The following is a 21,616-nucleotide window of genomic DNA, read 5'->3' as shown; positions in this document are numbered from 1 at the left end:
ATGAAAAATATATTAAAAATAGGTGTTATATCTCTCGGGGTATTAACAGCAGCAACATCTTGTAGTAATGACTTTGTTGAAAGAGAATTTCAACAGTCAGTTATTCAATCGGATCTAAAGACAGTACAGGAAATCCAATCTTTTGTGAGAGGAGCTTACGTATCAATGAGATCAGCTACGTATTATGGACGTGACTACCTTGCATTTGGAGAAATCCGTTCGGATGAAATGTTTAGTAATGGCGGAAGTGGCTACTTTAATAGTGTGAGACAATATAACATGACTTCTAGTGATGCTTACGCTAGAGATACGTATAATCAAATTTATACGATGGTGGGTAAAACAAATATTGTAATTAATACTGATTTAGCTAAGTTGACAGGTACCGCAGCTGACGTTGCAAAAGCGGAGTATTACCAAGGACAGGCTTATGCGCTCAGAGCACAGGGTTTCTTTGATTTGTTAAGACTTTATGGTCAGAAATATACGGGTGGTCCCCTTGGAGTGGTAACACCAACGAAGTATGATCCTAAAGCTCTGCAAGCGAGAAGTACTATTGCACAGACTGAAGTTCAAATCGAAGCAGATTTCAATAAAGCTTTGGCAGTAATGACAGCGAAAGTAGCAAATGATACTCCGTCAAATAAGACAGAGCTTTCAATTAACGCCTTAAAAGTGTTAATGTCTAGATTTTATCTTTACAAAGGAGACTATGCCAAAGTAAGAACATTAACCAATGAGTTGTATGGTAAATACAGCGTTGTGGCAAGGGATCTTTATCAGCCATCTTTTGATTTTACATTAAGAGGGGCTGCTCCTAACTCAATTTTCGAATTGGAAGTAGGGACTGATTCTTCTCTTTCTACAAGTTCCTACAACCAGATTCTAAGCTACAACGGATACAAAAATTTGGTGGTATATGAATCAACCTTGGCATTGTATGCAACTAATGATATTAGAAGAAATCTGGTAAGCAAAGTGAGTGGAGTAAATTATCTTTCTTACAGTACCAGAGGTAAATATTTAAATAGAACTGGGGCGGATAATATTAAAATGATCCGATATGAAGAAGTACTTTTAAATGGAGCTGAAGCTGAATTAAACGGTGGAGATCCTGCAAAAGCACTAAAATATTACAAAGAAATTTTAGCCAATAGATTAGGACCAATAACTGTGGGTACTACGGTAACTTCAGTTCAGGAACAATTGGATGCGATAACTTCCGTTAATCTTAACATGATTAAGGTAGAAAGAAGAAAAGAATTACTTGGTGAAGGATTCAGACAGTGGGATCAATTGAGATGGGGTGATACTTCATTCAAACCTGCTAGTATAAATATTAACCAATTGGCTTTCCCAATTCCTAGATCAGAAACTGATATTTCCGGAACTCCTGTAGTTTCAAATCCAGGTTATGATAACTAAATAATTCAATGTGAATTTGAAAGGCTCTCAAAATTTGAGAGCCTTTTTTTATGTAATAATTAAATATTGTAGTATTCGATCTATGCAGAGTGCGAATGATTCATCTGGTTCTTTTGTGCTGCTCAGAAAAATCCAAAAAAATATTAAGGCGACTTGATAATACCATAGGAGATACTGTACTAAAAAAGTGTGTAAAGTAAAAAGTTGTATTTTTAAATTACAACAAATAAACGTACAGACTTATGAACTTTACACAAGAACAAATTTCGGATTTATTATTAAATGTCGCAAATTCTGAAAATGGGAGCAACTTATTGATGCAATTAACCTTAAATGCTTTTATGAAAAGTGAAAGACATCTTCATCAGCAGGAGAATGAAGGAGACTATTGCAATGGATACCGGGAGAGAAAAGCCAGGGGATTTGGCAAAGAGATGATTTTAAAAGTACCAAGAACAAGAAATGGTACATTTTATCCAGTTTTATTAAATGTACTTCGCAACGAAGATGAAGAACGCCGCAAATTAATTTTCAGTTTATATCGTCGTGGCTTAACCACGGAGCAGGTTAGCGATGTATACGAAGAGATTTATGGCAAAGAATACAGCAAACAGCAGATTAGTTATCTGATGAAAGATAGTCGTGAGGAAGTTGATATTTGGCTAAAACGAAAATTAGAATCACATTATTTGGTACTTTACATTGATGCTACTTTTGTACATACACGAAGAGACAAATCAGTTAGTAAAGAAGGTTATTACACGATTTTGGGGATCAAAGAAGACGGATCAAGAGAAGTTCTGAGTATTGTCAATCATCCAACAGAAGGTGCTACATTGTGGCAAATGGAACTGGAATCCCTAAAAGAAAGAGGTGTACAAAGTGTTGGATTAATTGCTTCAGATGGTTTGACTTCAATTGAGAATGCGATTGCAGAATCCTTTCCCAATGCTTCACATCAGCTTTGTGTGGTGCATATCAAACGGAATATATTAGCAGTTTTTCCACGTACAAAAAGACTGGAAATTGGTAAAGAACTACTGGAAATATTTGCTATTGAAACAAAAAGTATCACTGCTGTAGAAGCATTTAAAAATTTGTGTAGTTTTGTAGAGAAGTACCAAAAAAGTTATTCAAGTTTGAAATCGTTCTCAAACGAGCGAAACATCGCTTATTTTACCTACTTAAATTATCCACCCTCGATCCAGCGAATGATTTATACAACGAACTGGATCGAGCGCTTGAACAGGGATTACAAAAGGGTTTTAAAAATGCGTGGAGCGATGCCTAGTCCAGAATCAATACTTTTTTTAATGGGTTCTGTTGCGATGGAAAAAGAATATAAATCTTACAGTTATCCAGTAACAGCGTTTCGAGAAATAGAGGAACTTAAAAAAAAGCAAACAATAGAAGTAGCGGTTTGATTTAGAAATATGGATAACTTTTTTACGCTTCGCTTAAAGTTACCCACATTTCTAAACCAAATCAACAACAACAACAACAACAACAACAACAACAACATTTTTTTTACACACTTTTTAAGACACTACCTTAATTTTAAAACAAAGTTCTATTTCAGACTATAATAAAAAAACAAAAAAAATTATTGAAAGTTTTTCAATAATTTAAAGTGTTGCCCAATTTCCTAATTTTGGAATTACCTGCGCCAAAATGTTTTATAAAGTATTCATATACATTACCAAATTGACAAGATCAGAATCCTTGCTGAAGTTAATTTTATTCTTCCTGAAATAATCTTCAGAACTTTTTAAAGCAGAATCTATCCCTTTATTATCCACCCATAACTTAAATTCTTTTGAGTTTTTAGGAAACTTAATGTAATTATGCCCATCAAACAGAATAAGGAGATCCTTTGTCTTCTCAAAATAAGGGTTTTTCTGCTTCAAGTACGTGTTAGTTGTATTATTATTGTACTCTACTATTTGGACCCTTTCTTTTTTATAAAGCTTAAAAGGACCATCTTCCTGGACAAGTTCTACAAGCCATCCATTGGTGGTAATTCCCTCTAGGGTATAGTTTTTCAGGGCATATTTTTTAGCACTGTTCAAAAAAGTAAAGTTCATTTCTGGTACTTTTTGAACATAATTTAATTGATTGTCAATTTTGAATTCCATTTCATCCTCGTATGCATTATACCTTACCGGAGGGAGGACTTCGTTATATCCTTTAATTTTGATAATTGAAAATGCTTCATCAATATATGGGGAGCCATCAATGCCTTCGTATGATTTAAAATTGGTGTTTTTAACATCGAAAACACTTCCATTTGAATTATTGAAGACAGATACATCAGTCATAACTTGTGCGTTATATACTATAGGAAACAGAAGTAATAAGAGTGTCTTTTTCATTTTTAAGTAATTGTTGTTAGAAACAAATATAATGATTTGTTTCTAATAGGAAACGGCAAATGATTGTTATTTATTCTGAAAGGTCGTCAAATTCACCTCCCTTTTTTATTTCCCCATATTTCTTACATTTGTACACCAAACAAATAGAATGAGATTCATCCTTTTCTGCATATTCCTTTTTAGTTATAACCTGAATGCACAGATTGTTAACAAAACTGACTCTAACCGTGTGAAACCCGGTGACACCTTAGTGATCGATTCGGGATTCAAAGATTCGCTGAAAATTTTTAAACCAACCATTTACGATTATACCTACAGAACACAGTTCTCGGAGAAGAAAATCTTCGATACGGTTTTTACCCACGACAAAACTTTTATATTTTCTCAATACAATAACCGGGATAATTTCGGCAAAGTTCAGTTCGCCAATGTCGGTTCAGGATTTAATCCTTTGGTATTCGAAGTAGATACGGAGCAAAACCTGTCGCTGCTTCCGGCCAATAAATCTTATTTTATTAAAGGAATTAAGGAGATCAGGTATTATGATGTAAAAACACCAACCGCCTCATTTATTTACCACAATTCGGTGCGGAATGGAGCGGTTCTGCAATCCACCTACACCCAAAATATCGGCAGAGAATTCAACTTCGCCGTAGAATATACCGGACTTCGCTCACAAGGCCATTATCTCAACTCTTTGGCTGCCAATAATGAAGTCCTGTTTTCCGGACACTACCTTTCAAAAAACGGCAAATACGAAGCCTTTGCGCATTTTATTCATCAGAACGTCAACAATCAGGAGAATGGTGGAATCGCCGATCTGGATTTGTTTCTCAATGGAAATTCCGACTTTAACAACCGCGAAAATCTGCAGGTTAACCTGAGCGGTTCCAATTCGCAGTTTGCGTACCGGCGCTATTATTTCAGCCATGAATTTAAACCTTTCAATTCAGAAAAATTTCCGTTTAAAATCCGGCATACCATTTTCAGTCAGACGAATAAATATTATTATAATCAATCTTCGCCGGAGCGCTATTACTTCAGCGATCCTTTAGAGTTGGATGATTATCCGGCCTCTTTAAAAAAATATTCAAAAAATTTGAGCAATACGGTAAGCATTCTTTTTGATAAAGAAAACTTTAAGTTGGATGCAGGAGTTCGCCATCAAATGATCAAACTGGGAGTTGGTACGCCTTTTCCGGCTGCTTTGGGTTTTCCTCAGGAAATTTCGGAAAACAGAATTGGTGCTGTCGGAAATCTGGTGGTGAAACTTTGGGATAAAATAGCACTAAATTCAAATCTGGAATTCTCTACCGGAAAAGAATTCGGCAGTTTTATCCGTTCTCAAAACGTGGTGCGGTTTGAACCCATTCCCGATTATTTCGTCAATGCAAAAGTGAACTTCCAGTCGGCTTCACCAAGTTTTAATTTGCTGCTCAATCCTTCGGTTTATAAAAAATTTAATTATTATTTTGCAGACCCGAAAAACCAAAGCATTACCGAAATTGGTGGTGACCTGAATTTGAAATGGTTTAAAAGCAGTGTTTTTGCCAATTATTTCAGAATCGATAATTATACTTATTTGAATGCAGAAGCATTTCCACAGCAGAGTTCTTCCTCGGTAAATATTTCCCAGATCGGTGGCGACGCAACATTTTCTTATGGTAAATTCCATCTCAATCCGAAAGTGCTTTTCCAATCTGCGATCAATAATAAAGAACTTTTGCCGATGCCGAATTTTGTCGGAAGAGCCAATCTTTTTTACCAGACCAAAGCATTTAAAAACGCTGCCGAAATTCAGACCGGAGTTAAAGTTTATTATTTTTCAAAGTTTGCCTCCCGTGAATTTTTCCCGGTGCTGAATGAATTTATTTTGCCTAATGAAAATTCGTACGCGATTGGTGGGCAGCCAATTGCCGATGTTTATTTTAATATGAAAGTGAAAAGAATGTTTTTCTTCATCGAAGCGCAGCACCTCAACACTACCTTTATGAAGAATAAATCATTTACCGCACCTTATTATCCGTTGTATGATTTCCGGTTGAATCTGGGAATTGTATGGTATTTATTTAGTTAAAAAATAATTGTGAAAAAACTAACCAACATTCCTTTTTTAGAAATTGAGGGCATTCCTTTGCTTATTAAAGATTTTCTGACGCAAAAAATTGCCGGTTTCGAACCGCAGTTTTTTAACCTTGAAAATATTGAAAAGCAGTTTCTACAAAAAGAGAAATCTTTCTCTTCGGGGAAAAGGAAAGTGCTTTGCGAAGTTTTACAAAATCAATATGCCGATTTTCCACAGTCGGAAAAACAGCAATCTAATCTGAAGCATTTAGCATTAGAAGAAACTTTCACCGTCACAACCGGTCATCAGTTAAACCTTTTTACCGGTCCGGTTTTCTTTATTTATAAAATTTTACAGACCATTAAATTGGCGGAGTTTTTAAACGCAAAATTTCCGGCTAAGAATTTCGTCCCTTTATTTTGGCTGGCTTCGGAAGATCATGATTTTGAAGAAATCAATCATTTCAAAACGGAAAATAATTATTACGAAACCAAAGCAAAATCAGGGGGCGCAGTCGGCAGAATTATGGTGGAAGATGACTTTTTTATTGCTCAGTTTGAAGAAGAATTCAAAGATTCGGTTTTCGGGACTGAACTCATTTTATTGTTAAAGCGCGCCTATAAAAAAGGAAATACACTTTCACAAGCAACCAGAATTATCGTGCACGAACTTTTTGCGGACTACGGTTTATTGGTTCTTGATGGAGATGAAGCGAAATTGAAAAGGGAAATGAAAACGGTTTTCAGGGATGAACTGCTGAACCAAAATTTATTTGAAACCACAAAAAGTACGGTTGATTTCTTAAGCGGAAAATACGGAAAGGTTCAGGTCAATCCGCGCGAGATTAATCTGTTTTATCTTTCAGAAACACGGGACAGGATTGCTTTTGAACATGACCAATTTGTTCTCGTTGATAAAGACATATCTTTTAGTAAAGAGGGAATTTTAAACGAATTAGAAAATCATCCGGAACGGTTTAGCCCGAATGCTTTGATGCGGCCGGTGTATCAGGAAACCATTTTGCCCAATATTGCCTACGTCGGTGGGAATGCCGAAATCATGTATTGGCTGGAACTGCGGGATTATTTTGAAAAACTCGGCCTCCCGTTCCCGATCCTTATTCCAAGAAATTCTATGTTGATGATTGCTGAAAAAACGGTTTCGAAGGCTGAAAATTTAGGTTTGAAAATTAATGATTTTTTCAGAAATTTTGCGGCCGTCACCAAGCATATTTTATTAAACGACAATGAAATTCTACCCTTGTTAAATCAACAGGAAACGCAGTTAAAAGACCAGTTCATCCGTTTGAAAGCAAAAGCAGGATCAACCGAGAAAACCTTTGCGAATCTGGTGGAAGCCGAACAGACCCGACAGTTGAAATCTTTTGACCGAATGAAAAAAAGACTGCTCCGCGCCGAGAAAATCAAACACAGGGAAAAACTGGAACGCTTAGAAAATTTGTTCCTCAAGATTCATCCGGGAAACACCTGGCAGGAAAGGACTTATAATTTTTCTGTATTCTACTCAGACTTTGGCAATGAGTGGCTTCATAATTGTTATGACGCATTGGAGGTTGAAAACTCAGAATTAATAATTTTTACTATTTAATTTTAAAGCAGTATTTTTGTAAATATTTTCTACAAGATGATCAAAAAGTTTTTTATTTTAGCTGGTCTCACAGCAATAGCAGGTTTGTCTGCCCAGAAAACCCATACCGTGGTGAAGGGAGATACTCCTTATAATATCGCGAAAAGATATGCCATGACCGTTGATGATTTGGTGAAATTAAATCCCAGTTCAAAAGACGGTAAAGTATCGGTCGGCGATATTTTGGTGATTAACAGGTCGGCTGCAACTGCCGTATCGACACCGCAAAAAGCTGTATCATCTGCCGCTAAATTAGGAAAAATCATCCTGAAACCGAAGCAAACGATTTACGGGATTACCAAGCAATATCAGATTTCCGAAACCGAGTTAAGAACCCTGAATCCTGAACTGGATTCCCACCTGAAAATCGGTGACGAAGTAACTTTACCATTAGCCAATATTCAGAAATTTGGTGATGCTCAGCAAGGTGCTGTTGCAGTAGCGGAACCTGCAAAAACGGTTTCACAACCAGATCCCGAACCTGAAAAAACTCCTGCCGCCGTTACAGTTGCAGCAAATGACGAAAACGCTTATACCGTTCAGCCAAAAGACAATTACTATAAATTATCCCGCAAATTTAATTTAAATCAAAAGGAACTTTTCGCGTTGAATCCAGGTTTGGAAGAAAAAGGGCTGCAGCCTGGTGATGTTATTCAGGTAAAAGGAATGGGGTCTTCTGAACAGGAAAAGTCAGAAGTGCAAACGACGGCCGTTTCACAGAGCGCTTCCGCGCCAACTTATTCTACAACATCGGTTGCGGATGATTATGTTACTTATACCGTTCAGGCAGGTGATACCGTATTCGGGATTTTGAATAAATTCGGAATCACACTGGATGATTTATTGTCTTTGAACCCGAACTTATCGCAAGGTTTGAAATCCGGAATGGTTTTGAAAATTAAGAAATTGGATTCTGCCTATGTTAAGAAATCCGGAAATGCGCTGAATGTTGTAATTATGCTTCCTTTTGGTTTTGACAGCAATGATTCGAAATACAGAACTTTGTCTCTGGACTTTCTCGCTGGTGCAAAATTAGCCATTGAGCAAAATACAAAAAGTGGTAAAAGCTTGGATGTCAAGATAATTGATGCCGGCAACGAGAAAAGTTTTATAAATTCTTTAACCCAAATCAATAGAGATAATACTGATTTAATTATCGGCCCGTTTTTTAAATCCAATGTGTTACAGGTTCTGGATTATGTGAAAAGCAGCAAAATACCTGTAGTAGCACCTTTTGCAAATTCAGAAGATCTGTGGTCTTACCAGAATCTGATCATTATTGAAACAAGTGATTTCGTGTATGCAGACCGAATTGTGAAGGAAGTAAAAGATGCCTTCTCGGATCAGAAAATCTATATTGTTGCAGACGCAGATCAAACCTATGCAAAGTATCTGGAAACCAATCTGAAAAAGAATTTAAAAAACGCAAATATTATTTTGGTAAAATCGGCCGCCGATATTCAGCCTGATCAAAATATGATGACCGGAAAACCAGCACCTGTTATTGCCATTTTAGCAAATAAAAATGATGATGCCGGAGATGCATTTGCCAACAGAATGATTGCTCTTTCCAAAGAAGTCGATGGACTGAAATCCTTCAGCATGTACTATTCTCCAATGTTTGAGAAAAAGATAGATGAATTGAGCCAAAGTAATCTGGTATATATAATGGACCGGAAAATAGATACCGACGGCGTTTTCGAAAAACAAATTCTGGAAGCTTACAAAAAGAAATATTGTAAAACCCCCTCAAAATACGCGGTCATCGGTTTTGATGTCGTCAATGATATGTTGAGCCGCGAGAATAAAAAAGGAGAAATTTTCAAACAAATGAATAAAGTGCAAACACAATTGGCTACAAAGTTTGAATTTGAAAAAACAAAAAACGGAGCATACGTCAACAAAGGATACCGCGTGATACGGTTGATTCCTAATTAATAAAAAACACTGGTGATAAAAATTATTTTAAGCCAAATATATCTGTAAATAACTTTATGAAAGCACTTGTATTTCCTGGACAAGGTTCACAATATGTCGGGATGGGAAAAGAATTATATGAATCCCGTAAAGACATCAAAGATTTGATGGATTCTGCCAATAAAATTTTAGGATTCGATATTCTTTCGGTCATGTTTAATGGTTCAGAAGAAGATCTGAAAAAAACCGAAGTTACGCAGCCTGCGATATTCATCTACTCTGTTGCTGCTCTGAAAACTGCCCTGAACGGCGTGGCGCCGGAAATGGTTGCCGGCCATTCTTTGGGCGAATTTTCTGCGTTGGTGGCCAACGGAGTTTTAAGTTTTGAAGACGGTTTGAAGTTGGTTTCTACGCGTGCAAAAGCAATGCAGGAAGCGTGTGACGCCAACCCAAGTTCCATGGCAGCGATCCTCGGTCTTGCTGATGATCTTGTGGAAAAAATCTGTGAAGAAACTCCCGGAATCGTGGTTCCTGCCAATTACAACTGTCCCGGACAACTGGTGATTTCAGGTGAAACTGCGGCGGTAGAACTGGCTTGCCAAAACATGAAAAATGCGGGTGCAAAACGTGCCTTAATGCTTCCAGTAAACGGCGCTTTTCATTCCCCTTTGATGAAGCCTGCACAGGAAAAATTAGCTGAAGCCATTCACAATACCAAATTTTACAAACCGACAATGCCGGTTTACCAAAACATCACTACAACCGCAGTGACTGATCCTGATGAAATTAAACTTAATCTGATTGCACAGTTAACGGGACCGGTAAAATGGACGCAGTCTGTACAGAATATGATTCAAAGAGGGGCGACTTCTTTCGTGGAAGTGGGTCCTGGAAAAACTTTGCAGGGATTAATTAAAAAAATTAATAATACCGTAGAAGTTTCTTCTGCCATTTAAAAAAAACACGGGTATGATTTTTTCCCACGGAAAATTATTGCTCACGTCTGAATATGTCGTCCTCGATGGCGCCTTGGCTCTTGCTCTTCCTACAAAATGGGGGCAGGAGTTTTTTGTTTCAGAAAACCCCGATGGCAGATCATTAGTTCATTGGACAGCACTTCATCAGGGCAAACCCTGGCTGAATGCAACTTTGGATTATCGTAACGGAACCGTGCTCAATACGAATATTCCCGGGTCAGCCGAATTTATTTTAAAGGTTTTAATGAAAGTTAAAGAACTTTCTGCTTCTAAATTAAAGAGTAACACTTCTTATTCTATAAAGACGGATTTACAGTTTCCAGCGAATTTCGGTTTGGGGAGCAGTTCTACTTTAATGAATAATTTGGCACAATGGGCAGCAGTCGACGCTTTCCGACTCAATGAATCCTGTTTGGGAGGAAGCGGTTACGATATAGCGGTGGCACAGGAAAAGTCTGCAATTCTCTACCAAAATCAACCTGAAAGGATTATTCAGAAAATCGATTTTGATCCCGATTTTAAAAAGGATTTAATTTTCATTCATCTCAACCAAAAGCAAAACAGCCGGGAAGGGATTAATCTCTATCGGTCCAGAGAAAAATCAGCTGAGCTTATTGAAGAATTTTCGCAAATTACGCATCAGGTTTTAGAGGCGAAATCTTTAGAAAATTTTTCAGATTTAATGATCTTACACGAAAGTAAATTGAGCGACTTCCTCGGAATTGAAACGGTAAAAGAAAAGCATTTCGAAAACTGCCCCGGTTTCGTGAAAAGCCTAGGAGCTTGGGGTGGAGATTTTGTAATGAGTTCAAAGTTTTTAGGTTTTGAGGATTATTTTCGGGGAAAGGGTTTTTCCACTGTCTTTGCGTTTGAAGATTTAATTTACTGAAAATCAATCATTTGCTAATTTTAAAATTTCTTGCAGATTCTGATGAATATCATTATTTTTAAAACATCATTAAACCTATTAATGATTAAATTTGTGTTGTAATAAAAAATCAGAAATATAAAGACATTATGAAGAACATTAAAATCATCCAACAACTCCATAATCTCGGGATTACCGGTTACGAAGAAGTATCTTATAATCCGAGCTACGAAGAATTGTACACTGCGGAAATGTCCTGCAAAAATGCGGGTTTCGAAAAAGGTGCCGTGACCAAATCTGGAGCTGTGGCTGTAAAAACCGGTGTCTTTACCGGACGTTCACCGAAAGACCGTTTTATTGTAAAAGACGATGTAAGCAAAGATACCATTCATTGGGATGGTAAAGTCAACTTACCAACCACTCCGCAAATTTTTGAAAGTTGTAAGGATTTGGTTTTGAAGCAATTGTCTTCGTCCAAAAAAATATATGTGGTTGATGCATTTTGCGGCACCAATCCTGATACAAGACTGAAAGTCCGTTTCATTATGGAGGTTGCATGGCAGGCCCATTTCGTGACCAATATGTTTATCCGTCCTTCTAACTTTGAATTGGAAAATTTCGGCGAGCCGGATTTCATCGTGATGAACGGTTCTAAAACAACCAATCCAAACTGGAAAGAACAGGGATTGAATTCTGAGAATTTCGTGATGTTCAATCTGACCGAAAGAATACAGATTATCGGCGGAACATGGTACGGAGGAGAAATGAAGAAAGGCATGTTTGCCATTATGAATTATTACCTTCCGCTAAAAGGAATGGCATCGATGCATTGTTCTGCAAATGTGGGTGAAGAAGGAGATGTTGCTTTGTTCTTCGGTCTTTCAGGAACCGGTAAAACAACGCTTTCTGCAGATCCAAAAAGATATTTGATTGGTGACGATGAGCATGGCTGGGACGACAACGGAGTTTTCAACTTTGAAGGCGGTTGTTATGCAAAAGTAATCGACCTTTCAGAAGACAAAGAACCGGATATTTTCAAAGCGATCAGAAGAGATTCTCTGTTGGAAAATGTGGTCGTTAACGAGTATGGAGAGGCAGATTACACCGATAATTCAATTACCGAAAACACCAGAGTTTCTTACCCGATTTATCATATCAGCAAAATTGTATTGCCATCAAAAGCAGGACATGCTAAGAAGATTGTTTATTTGTCAGCAGACGCATTTGGAGTATTGCCGCCGGTTTCTGTATTAGACGAAGATCAGGCACAATACCATTTCCTTTGTGGATATACCTCAAAATTAGCGGGCACAGAAAGAGGGATTACAGAACCGGAACCATCATTTTCTCCGGCATTTGGTGAGGCATTCTTAACGTTGCACCCGACCATGTATTCTAAAACCTTAATCGGGAAAATGAAAGAACACGGTGCAAAAGCTTATTTGGTAAACACCGGCTGGAACGGAACTGGAAAAAGAATCTCTTTGAAAGACACCCGTGCAATCATCGATGCTATTATTGATGGATCAATCGACAATGCAGGAAAAATAACAATTCCTGTAATGAATTTGCAAATCCCTACTGCATTGCCAAATGTTTCAGAAGGGATCCTGGACCCACGATCAACTTACGCAAGCGCTTCTGAATGGGAGGTTAAAGCGAAAGATCTGGCAGCGCGTTACATCAAAAACTTCGAACAATATTGTGATAATGATGAGGCGAGAAGATTAGTAGAAGCAGGACCGCAACTTTAGAATTAATAAATTATTTTATATAGAGATTCCCCCGACCAAAAGGGAGGCCACTGAAAAAGTCTCTTCAAAAATTGGATTTATTTATAATTAAAAAAGAGTGTAAACAGAAGAGTTTACGCTCTTTTTTTCGTATATTTAATACTGATTAACGGCGATTCACCTATGTTATTACAACAGCAAAAAATTCAATTAAGTGCCTATTCTGATTTATATGACTTAGTCGTACCTCAGGATAACAGTAAGTTTGCGCAACGTTCGAAGGTGAACATCTGAGTCCGTTTATCTCTGGGTTTTGTAATGACTAATACTATGGACAAACAGTTAAAATAATGATGAAATGTTGTTTGTGATTAATGGGTACGCTATTCTCTGCTTACCTATATGTCAAATCAGCTGTTTTATTCAGCTCTTCTACACTGCATTTTCTCTTGTAAATAATCTTTTTATCAAATCCTCAGGGGTATCCTCTAAAGTTCCGTTAAGTCTTTTGCGGACACGGCTCCAGGTTACCCGTATCGCATTATCGGAAACCCCTAAAGCCCGGGCCATTTCTTTATGAGAAAACTTGAGTTTTATCAACATCAGATATCTCATTTCGGAAGCGGTCATATCCGGCGAGTTGCCTTTTAAAATATCTGTGAAATCAGGAAAAATGGCATCGAAATTATTCTGAAAGCCGATCCAGTCTTCATCGGTCAGGATTTTTACTTTTTTCATTTTATCCAGTTTTTCACGGATATTTCTTTGCTCGTCGTTTTTCAGATTCTTTAGTTTTTCCAGTTTTGTTTCAAAATTGGAAACCATCTGGTTTTGCTCATTGATTCTGGAAACAAAGTGATTGATTTCCTTTTTCGTATGTGCCAGTTGCTGTTGAACCTTTTGTTTCTCCAAAACCGAGATTCTGCTCTCTGCGATAAGCCTTGCGTTTTGGCGTTTCTTTTTTTGTCGGGATTTGTATTAGTTGAAGTAGCCAATACCTCCCATAACCAAAACCAGAAGAATCAAAGTTGAGTATATCAGCCTCTGTTTTAATTTTTCCTGTTCTTTGTGAGCAAGCTGCAACTCTTTGTTTCGGATGGTCAACCTATGGGATGCCATTTTTCCTACTGCAGCGTTGTATTTTGCATCGATATCTTTGTGGAGGTTCATCAGACTGTCCTGATATTTCACCGCTTCCGGGAAACCGCCAGTTTTTTTCAGGTAATTTATTTTGGTCTCGAAGTATAATTTCTTAGCATTTTCTATTTGCTGGCGTTCTCCCACGTGCTTTGCACCATTATAAGAAGGGTCGGTCTGCAGTATATTCAGAGAATTTTCCACCATTTTCAAAAATTGATCTGACTGAGCGATGTTACCCAAAGCAAGATGCGCTTTTGCCATATTACTATGTGAATTGATCTTTACCGTTGAGTGCCTGCTTTCGTTTTTGTTTAATTCGAAATTCCGGCGGTAATAGACCAAAGCCGAATTGTATTTTTCTTCCTTAAAATACAAATTTCCCATGTTGCCATATAGTATCCCTTTCCATACCTCATTTTGATATTGGTTGGCCGCAATAATGGCTCTGTTCAGAAAATATCTGGCTTTATCATTCATTTTGAGATTCATGTAAGACATTCCCAGATTATTGTAACGCTGGATATCCAGGCTTTCGCTGAACGGGGGAAAACGGAGCGAAATCCGCATCAGTTTTATCACTTCTTCATAATCCTGAAAAAAGTAGTGATGCAAGGCAATCTCGTGAAGAATTTTTCCGATGTTGGGAACGTTCTGGTACCCTATTTTCTTATAGATTTCCAAAGCTTTCAGATCATGATCAAAAGCCTGAGCGTAGTCTTGGTTCTGAAACAAAATCTGTCCCAGCTCGTGGTGGCAAAATGCCCGAAAAAGCAAATCGCCGGAATCTTTATGCTTTTCTATACATGCTCTGCATTTCTGTTCCCGTTCTGCTCTGGGAAAATCCATGACTTCGCTTTGTTTTCTTTTCATCAACTGAAGATGCAGGAGCAGGTCCCGGTCTTTTTTCTGAACTGCAAACTTCCGGATCTGCTCAAAAAAGATCAGACGCTTTTCTTTTGGATTCAACTCATCAGCTTTGGACTCTGCATATCCATAAATAACCCTCTGCCTCTCGATGGGCGAAAGACGTTCCAGAGAATCAAGAAGTTTTTGATGCTGGGCAAAAATGCCGGACGGAAGAAAAAAACAGAGTAAACTTAAAAATAAAATCTTTGCAGGCCTTGTCATTTTTTAGTGAAGTTGTAGAAGTTTCTCATGAATATGACAGACAAAGATAAGTTTTAAGAAAACAATTAACGCCACTTCAGTGAATATTACAGAAAAGTCAGCATAAAATTATTTCGAACCTATTTTCGTGTGCTGCATTGTATTGGTTTTCATTTTTTTATGTTTTGTAACGCTTTTGTAACGCTCTGTTTTATGTTTTATAAAGAGTGATATCTAGTTTTGTGCGCTGATTCAGAAAATGAATGTTCCAGAAGATATTCCGAAAAATGTCAGTTTTTTAAATCATCGAAAGATGGACTTAAAATAAAAAAATTAAAAACACAATTTTACATAGATCCCTTATTTATTAACACAAAATTTTTATTATCAATGCTATGAGGAAAACATTACTTTTCAGTTTTTTATTTATGACCATGGTTTGGATCGACGCACAGATCATCACCAAGTGGAATACGAACGCCAACAACGATAATTCCAAAGAAATTACCATTGCCTCAAAAGGCAGTTTTAATTATACTTATGTAAAAGCTAATAATGCCTCGGTTACGGGAAGCGGAACCTGTCATTCCAGTGTTAATATTATACAATTACCGTCCATAGGGGAATATATTGTAACGATAACTCCTATTCTAAATTATTCTTTCAAATTTGATTTCGGTAACAAGGATATACCGGCTGATGTAAAAAACAAGTTTACCGAGCTGCAGCAGTGGGGACCTCAAACATGGAACCTTTATTTATCCGGCATGTTCAGCGAGTGTTCCAAACTGAAAATAACGGCCACAGATGTCCCTAATTTTATTGCGGTTTTAAGTATGAGGGAAATGTTTTACGGATGTTCATCAATAACCACTATTCCCAATGCCAACAGTTGGAATACAGGAAATGTTGTCGACATGGGCTCCATGTTTTATGGAGCTAAAGCTTTCAATCAGGATATCGGAAGTTGGAGCACTGCGAATGTTACCAATATGTCCAGTATGTTTAATGAAGCTTCCGTTTTTAATCAAGACATCGGGAGTTGGAATACATATAACGTTACTAATATGGGCTCTATGTTCAGATTAGCTTATTCTTTTAACCAGAATATCGGAAGTTGGAATACTACTAATGTTCTCAATATGTCTGGAATGTTTGCTAGAGCAACTAAATTCAACCAGGACATCGGAAATTGGAATACCTCTAAAGTTATCTATATGGACGCTATGTTTTATGGAGCTACGGCCTTCAACCAAAACATCGGAAATTGGGACACCGGAAAAGTTACATTAATGAGCGATATGTTTACCGCAGCTACCGCTTTCAACCAAGATATTGGCAATTGGAATACCGCTGCTGTGAACAATATGAGCGCTATGTTTAAAGGAGCTAAAAATTTCAACCAGAATCTTGGCAGATGGAATACGGTAAATGTATATAATATGAGTGATATGTTTAATGGCGCTACCGTTTTTAACCAGAACCTCGGCAGCTGGACTTTAAATAAAGATGTGAATTTAACTGGACTTTTATCTTCTGCGGGATTAAACTGCGAAAATTACAGTAAAACTCTGAAAGGATGGGCGGAAAACAGTGATACACCCATTGGCAGAACCTTTAATCCACCAGGATTAAAATACGGCAAAGAGGGAAAGGTATACAGAGACTTTCTTACAAAATCTGCAGTCCAAGGCGGCAAAGGCTGGAATATCTATGGAGATGCCTATGACAGCACCTGTAACGGCACCTTATCTGTAACAGACCTTGGCGAAAAAAATGTGAAGCTCTACCCAAATCCGGTAAAAGACAGGCTTCATTTCTCGGAAGAAGTATCTAATATTAAGATAACAGACCTTACGGGGCGAATGGTAAAAGGAATTGCAGCCTCTGTAAAGACAGCGGATGTTGCCCATCTAGCTAAAGGCGTTTACCTTATTTCTGCCACTACGAAAGAAGGCAAAGTGATCAGCAAAAAGATTGTGAAGGAATAAGAGTTACTCCTTTAAAGAGCGGCAGTCATTTTTCTTCAAAGTTTACCGAAATGTTTTTTGCAACGTCAAAATATGTTCGTTTAAACCTTATAAAAAGAAAAAATTGCGACGCTTAAGACTGCTCAATAATGCTGTTTGAAAAGTCAAAAAAAAATAATCCCAGATACGAATTCGTGTCGGGGATTATTTTTTTTTGTCCTTAATCATTTTGTATCTCTAAAATGTGGGCAAGCATTATGGTAAAAGTAGTATTTTTACATTATTTGTCTTTTCAAATTGAATTAAAATAGACTGACGGAAAAGAGGAGCCTGCGGTATAAAAGCTCCTCCTTCGAGCCAATATTTATCCGCAAATTGTTTGTATGTGCTACGATATCGGAGGGTATCTCTCCTTTGAAGCGTTCGAAAATCATCTGTGCAGTAGTGTTTGTTTTTGAACGTGTAAATATTCCCATTTGGTCTTGGTTACATCGGCAAGTTTGTATTGGGTTTCTTTTGTGCAGTAAAAGATTAGCACTTTTAAAAAAAAACCTGTAAATCATAGATTTACAGGTTTTTAAGTGGAGTTGGAGGGACTATAAATCCTTAATTTACCTTAATTCAACCGATTTTCTATTTTTTACCTAAGTAGTGGAAACCCTTATTTAATGGGGTTTTAAGGGCTAATTAAATATGATGAGTAGTAAGATAAGTTTAAATAGGTTTAAAATATACTGACTAGATACTGACTAGATACTGACTAAGTTGTATCTTTGATTTGTTCAAACTAACAATTATGGCAACTATAAAATTTATTCTACAGTCAAAAGGGGAAAATGCCCCTATTTACGCTCGTCTTTCAATTTCTGCAAAGGAATCATTTAAACGCAAAACCCGGGAAACCATAAACCCGGATTACTGGAACCCAAAGACGGGGAAACCTAAAAATATTCAGTCTGCAGAAAAAACCACCTTAAAACATATTGATGAGGTGAAAAAAAACCTGATCAAAATTGAATCTTTTGTTTTGGAGCAATACCGAAAACGGAACGACACCGAAATAATTAACGGTATTTGGTTAGATGAAATATTAACCGCCCATTATACCGGTGGACGTCGTTTGGTTCAGTTGGATTTTTTGGATAACTATTTAGATTATTATAAAACAGATGTTTTGCCATTCCGCAAAAACCGGGGCAAAAGAATTGCAGACGCCACCACTAAAAAACAAATTACCATTATTGGTAAAATAAAAGACTTTCTAAAAACCCAAAACCAACGGTTAAAAGTATCTGACTGGGACGTATCAGTATCTAATAAATTTGAACTGTTTTTAGAGGGGCAGGGAATAGCTAAAGGAACAATAGGACGTTATATAAAATATCCTAAAACCATTATTAACCACGCCAAAACCTTAAATATTGAAGTCAATAAAAATATTGATGAAATTAAAGGTTACACCACCGAAACGCCCACCATATTTATTACAGAAACGGAACTGCAGACCATACAGAAACTTACTTTTTTAGAGACCAATTTAGAAACAGCCAAAGACTGGTTAATTATTGGATTTTATACCGGGCAAAGAGCGTCTGATTTGCTCACAATGACACCCAAAATGTTCACCAATATAGACGGGCATACATTCATTAACCTACACCAACAAAAGACCAAAAACGGGGTTTTAATCCCGATGCACGACGAAGTAAAAAAGATAATCGAAAAAAGGAACGGACAATTTCCGCCCATATTCTCTGATAATATTGAGAGTGCAAAAACAATCTTTAACAACCATTTGCGAACCATAGCAAAAAAGGCACAAATTAACCGAATGGACTTTGGTAAAAAATACGATGCAATTAATAAAAGATTTATTTACGGTCAATATCCTATTTGTGAAATTATTTCTTCTCACGTCTGCAGACGGAGTTTTGCAACCCACAATTATATTAAGGTTCCCACGCCCATCATTATGGCAGTAACCGGACACAAAACCGAAAAGGAATTTTTAAATTATATTGGTAAGGATTTTAACGATCAGTCAAAAGAAATACTGCAATACTGGAAAACCGCCCAACAAATAGACGAAACCGAAACCGCCCCCGAAACCAAAACCGCCAACTAAATTAAAACATAAATTGTAATTAATTAATTACATTTGCATTATCTTTGTATGAGAGAAATATACCGAACCCAGGAATATGATGAATTTTTTGATCAGGCAGATGAGAAGCTGCAGGATAAAATCAGTTATATCTATGATCTAATTCAGACCCAAAAGGTTTTAACGTCGAATTTTGTAAAGAAATTGACTAATGAGAATCTTTATGAAATTAGGCTGCAAATTAATAATGAATATAGGATTTTGACTTTTGCAATAGATCACGAAAATATTATTGAAGCCAAAAACATATTATTGATTTCGGGGTTTATTAAAAAATCTACAAAGGATTACGACAAACAAATAAAAAAGGCACTTAAAATTTTAGAGCAATGGAAAGACCGAAATTAGATTTAGAAAGAATAAAAAGAGAATTACCCACCGCAAACGATTATTTAGATAAAAAGTTTGGTAAAGTGGGAACACCTGACCGGGAAGATTTCAGCGCAAAGGCATTATCTTTTTATTATGGTGAGCTGATAAAGGAAACCCGGAAAGAAAAGAAACTGACCCAACAGGAGTTAGCCGATAAAATAGGCAAAGAAAGGGCATACATAGCCAAAATAGAACAGGGCAAAACCGATCTGCAGATTTCTAACTTTATACAGATTATTAATGCGCTGGGGTTAAAAATGAAGTTGATATAAATTGGATATAAACTCACGTAGGAAACATGCAAACCGTAATTATGGAATCAGGAACTTACTATAGTTTATCCGCTTTCAAACTAAATTATCTGACAGATTTTGAAAACTCTGGTATCGAATCTTACAGAGAGTATTTGGAGGGACTGCGACAGCTTTATAGAGAAACTTCAGAAGGATTGGAACAAAACGAAGAAGACTTTCTGGGTGAAGAAGGTCGTAATCGGATGATGTACAATATTGAGATTAACCAAACTTTATTGCAGGGCTTCGTAAAAGATAATCCAGAAATAGATCCTAATACTAACGAAAAAAAATTATTGAGTGAAGTTTGTAAGGCTAACTGGTATGCAATTTATATGTTCTGGCAAGTAAATACTGAAGAAATTATACAGTTTATAAATAGCGAATTAATTAGATTAAAGATTTCAAGTATTACGTCATCGGAGCCCTCGGACAGTTCTGCAAACGACTATTCCGGTAAAAACGAACTTTCACCAAAAGAAAAGTTAATAGTACTTGACAAACTGGGAATTATTAATTTTCTTACTGGTAAATTAGACTATTCAGACAATGCCACTCATTTAGCCGAAATACTGGGAGCCATAACGGGGATAGATAACCAAAAAGGAACTTTAACGGGATATTGTAATTATCTCATACGTTCCGAACCTACTCATAGAAATAGTCCCTATTATAGTTATAAAACAAAAGAAAGGGCAAACGAAATTTATAACAAATTCAAAATAAAAGATAAGGCAAACTAAACAGTTTGTCTTTTTTATTTCAGTCAATTAAAAATAAGTATACTTAGCAAATTACTTAGGAAACCTTTGTATCAGATTAAACGAAACAAAATTAAATCTGATATTATGGAAACAATTAATTTCGTCGGCATAACGCCCGATAATTTTCTAAACGAATTAGTAAGTAGAGTTAAGACCGCCTTACTGAATGATTTACAACAGTCTTTCAAAGACAATGAGCCGAACCGCTACTATACTGCAGATCAAATTTGCGAACGGTTCAGCATTACAAAACCCACTATTCACGAATACCGAAAACGTAACATTATCAAAAGTTACAAACTGGGTTCCCGGGTTTATTACCGGTTAGATGAGATTGAAAACGCAATGATTATTAACGATTAATATTTATTGCAATGTTCACACCTGACACTTATAAACTGGTTTACGGAATAGACACCGTAAAAAAGACATTCCGGCAATATGTTTTAAATTCTGCAGACCGCACCGGTCTTTTGCCTGATCTGATCCGCACCGAAAAGAATAACGGTTTTAATTCCATTACCGGAGCCGAAAACCTTTTAAGAATCCGGAACACCAACAACTGGACTAAATGCAATTTAGCCGGATTAAGACCAACGGGAACGCCTAATTTCTATTATTCAGATTTGCCCGTTAATAACGTTAAATCTTTAATATTGGTATATGTACGCGACGACTGGGAAACGATGGTTTTAATAGTCTGTAAACAATTCTATCCAAAAGGAAACCCCGATTACCGGAACCGATTAATACAGCACCTCATCAATAATTTTTAGAGCCCAAAAAAAGGAGTGCAAAACTG

18 protein-coding genes are annotated in these 21,616 nt (G+C 36.8%); 15 read left to right on the top strand and 3 right to left on the bottom strand.

Annotation, left to right across the window (positions count from 1 at the left end):
• Positions 1–1,425, top strand: coding sequence for a RagB/SusD family nutrient uptake outer membrane protein (locus tag NBC122_RS03120; protein WP_133438966.1), 1,425 nt, complete (start codon positions 1–3; stop codon positions 1,423–1,425).
• Between the two features lie 242 nt (positions 1,426–1,667).
• Positions 1,668–2,849 carry an IS256 family transposase gene (locus NBC122_RS03115; protein WP_133438965.1) on the top strand — a complete coding sequence of 394 codons (1,182 nt, stop codon included), beginning with the start codon at positions 1,668–1,670 and terminating at the stop codon, positions 2,847–2,849.
• A 252-nt stretch (positions 2,850–3,101) separates the two neighbouring features.
• Here the strand turns inward: NBC122_RS03115 and NBC122_RS03110 are convergent, their stop codons facing one another.
• Positions 3,102–3,797 carry a hypothetical protein gene (locus NBC122_RS03110; RefSeq protein ID WP_133438964.1) on the bottom strand — a complete coding sequence of 232 codons (696 nt, stop codon included), beginning with the start codon at positions 3,795–3,797 and terminating at the stop codon, positions 3,102–3,104.
• 148 nt (positions 3,798–3,945) lie between these two features.
• Here NBC122_RS03110 and NBC122_RS03105 point away from each other — a divergent pair, with 148 nt between their 5' ends.
• From NBC122_RS03105 to pckA, 6 genes are all read left to right on the top strand, one after another.
• On the top strand, positions 3,946–5,874 hold the full coding sequence (locus tag NBC122_RS03105; protein WP_133438963.1) for a putative porin: 1,929 nt from the start codon (positions 3,946–3,948) through the stop codon (positions 5,872–5,874).
• A gap of 9 nt (positions 5,875–5,883) precedes the next feature.
• Positions 5,884–7,470, top strand: coding sequence for a bacillithiol biosynthesis cysteine-adding enzyme BshC (gene bshC / locus NBC122_RS03100; RefSeq protein WP_133438962.1), 1,587 nt, complete (start codon positions 5,884–5,886; stop codon positions 7,468–7,470).
• A gap of 36 nt (positions 7,471–7,506) precedes the next feature.
• Positions 7,507–9,447, top strand: a complete 1,941-nt coding sequence (locus tag NBC122_RS03095) for an amino acid ABC transporter substrate-binding protein (protein WP_133438961.1) — start codon at positions 7,507–7,509, stop codon at positions 9,445–9,447.
• 56 nt (positions 9,448–9,503) lie between these two features.
• Positions 9,504–10,382: an ACP S-malonyltransferase gene (gene fabD, locus NBC122_RS03090; protein WP_133438960.1), complete on the top strand. Its 879-nt coding sequence runs from the start codon at positions 9,504–9,506 to the stop codon at positions 10,380–10,382.
• A gap of 13 nt (positions 10,383–10,395) precedes the next feature.
• On the top strand, positions 10,396–11,292 hold the full coding sequence (locus tag NBC122_RS03085; RefSeq protein ID WP_133438959.1) for a GYDIA family GHMP kinase: 897 nt from the start codon (positions 10,396–10,398) through the stop codon (positions 11,290–11,292).
• 128 nt (positions 11,293–11,420) lie between these two features.
• Positions 11,421–13,025: a phosphoenolpyruvate carboxykinase (ATP) gene (gene pckA, locus NBC122_RS03080; RefSeq protein ID WP_133438958.1), complete on the top strand. Its 1,605-nt coding sequence runs from the start codon at positions 11,421–11,423 to the stop codon at positions 13,023–13,025.
• 411 nt (positions 13,026–13,436) lie between these two features.
• Here the strand turns inward: pckA and NBC122_RS03075 are convergent, their stop codons facing one another.
• Complete coding sequence (locus NBC122_RS03075) at positions 13,437–13,916, bottom strand: helix-turn-helix transcriptional regulator (RefSeq protein WP_133438957.1); 480 nt, start codon at positions 13,914–13,916, stop codon at positions 13,437–13,439.
• Positions 13,917–13,982: 66 nt separating this feature from the next.
• Complete coding sequence (locus NBC122_RS03070) at positions 13,983–15,272, bottom strand: tetratricopeptide repeat protein (protein WP_133438956.1); 1,290 nt, start codon at positions 15,270–15,272, stop codon at positions 13,983–13,985.
• A gap of 374 nt (positions 15,273–15,646) precedes the next feature.
• Here NBC122_RS03070 and NBC122_RS03065 point away from each other — a divergent pair, with 374 nt between their 5' ends.
• The 7 genes from NBC122_RS03065 to NBC122_RS03035 all read left to right on the top strand — a co-directional run bounded on the left by NBC122_RS03065 (position 15,647) and on the right by NBC122_RS03035 (position 21,590).
• Positions 15,647–17,242, top strand: a complete 1,596-nt coding sequence (locus tag NBC122_RS03065) for a BspA family leucine-rich repeat surface protein (RefSeq protein WP_133438955.1) — start codon at positions 15,647–15,649, stop codon at positions 17,240–17,242.
• Between the two features lie 775 nt (positions 17,243–18,017).
• Entirely contained in the window at positions 18,018–19,346 is a 1,329-nt protein-coding gene (locus NBC122_RS03060; RefSeq protein WP_133438954.1) for a tyrosine-type recombinase/integrase, read from the top strand.
• A 48-nt stretch (positions 19,347–19,394) separates the two neighbouring features.
• Positions 19,395–19,733 (top strand): type II toxin-antitoxin system RelE/ParE family toxin, encoded by a 339-nt coding sequence (locus tag NBC122_RS03055; RefSeq protein WP_133438953.1) that lies wholly within the window; start codon positions 19,395–19,397, stop codon positions 19,731–19,733.
• Positions 19,715–20,029: a helix-turn-helix domain-containing protein gene (locus NBC122_RS03050; RefSeq protein ID WP_133438952.1), complete on the top strand. Its 315-nt coding sequence runs from the start codon at positions 19,715–19,717 to the stop codon at positions 20,027–20,029. The genes NBC122_RS03055 and NBC122_RS03050 overlap by 19 nt, the downstream gene beginning before the upstream one ends.
• A gap of 41 nt (positions 20,030–20,070) precedes the next feature.
• On the top strand, positions 20,071–20,793 hold the full coding sequence (locus NBC122_RS03045) for a hypothetical protein (protein ID WP_133438951.1): 723 nt from the start codon (positions 20,071–20,073) through the stop codon (positions 20,791–20,793).
• A gap of 105 nt (positions 20,794–20,898) precedes the next feature.
• A complete protein-coding gene (locus NBC122_RS03040; RefSeq protein ID WP_133438950.1) occupies positions 20,899–21,177 on the top strand; it encodes a helix-turn-helix domain-containing protein in 279 nt (92 codons plus the stop codon).
• A gap of 11 nt (positions 21,178–21,188) precedes the next feature.
• A complete protein-coding gene (locus NBC122_RS03035) occupies positions 21,189–21,590 on the top strand; it encodes a hypothetical protein (protein WP_133438949.1) in 402 nt (133 codons plus the stop codon).
• The last annotated feature ends 26 nt before the right edge of the window (positions 21,591–21,616 follow it).

It is taken from the genome of Chryseobacterium salivictor (assembly GCF_004359195.1).
GTDB lineage: Bacteria > Bacteroidota > Bacteroidia > Flavobacteriales > Weeksellaceae > Kaistella > Kaistella salivictor.
Note: the sequence above shows the minus strand (reverse complement) of the source record. Positions and strands in the feature narration are given on the sequence as shown.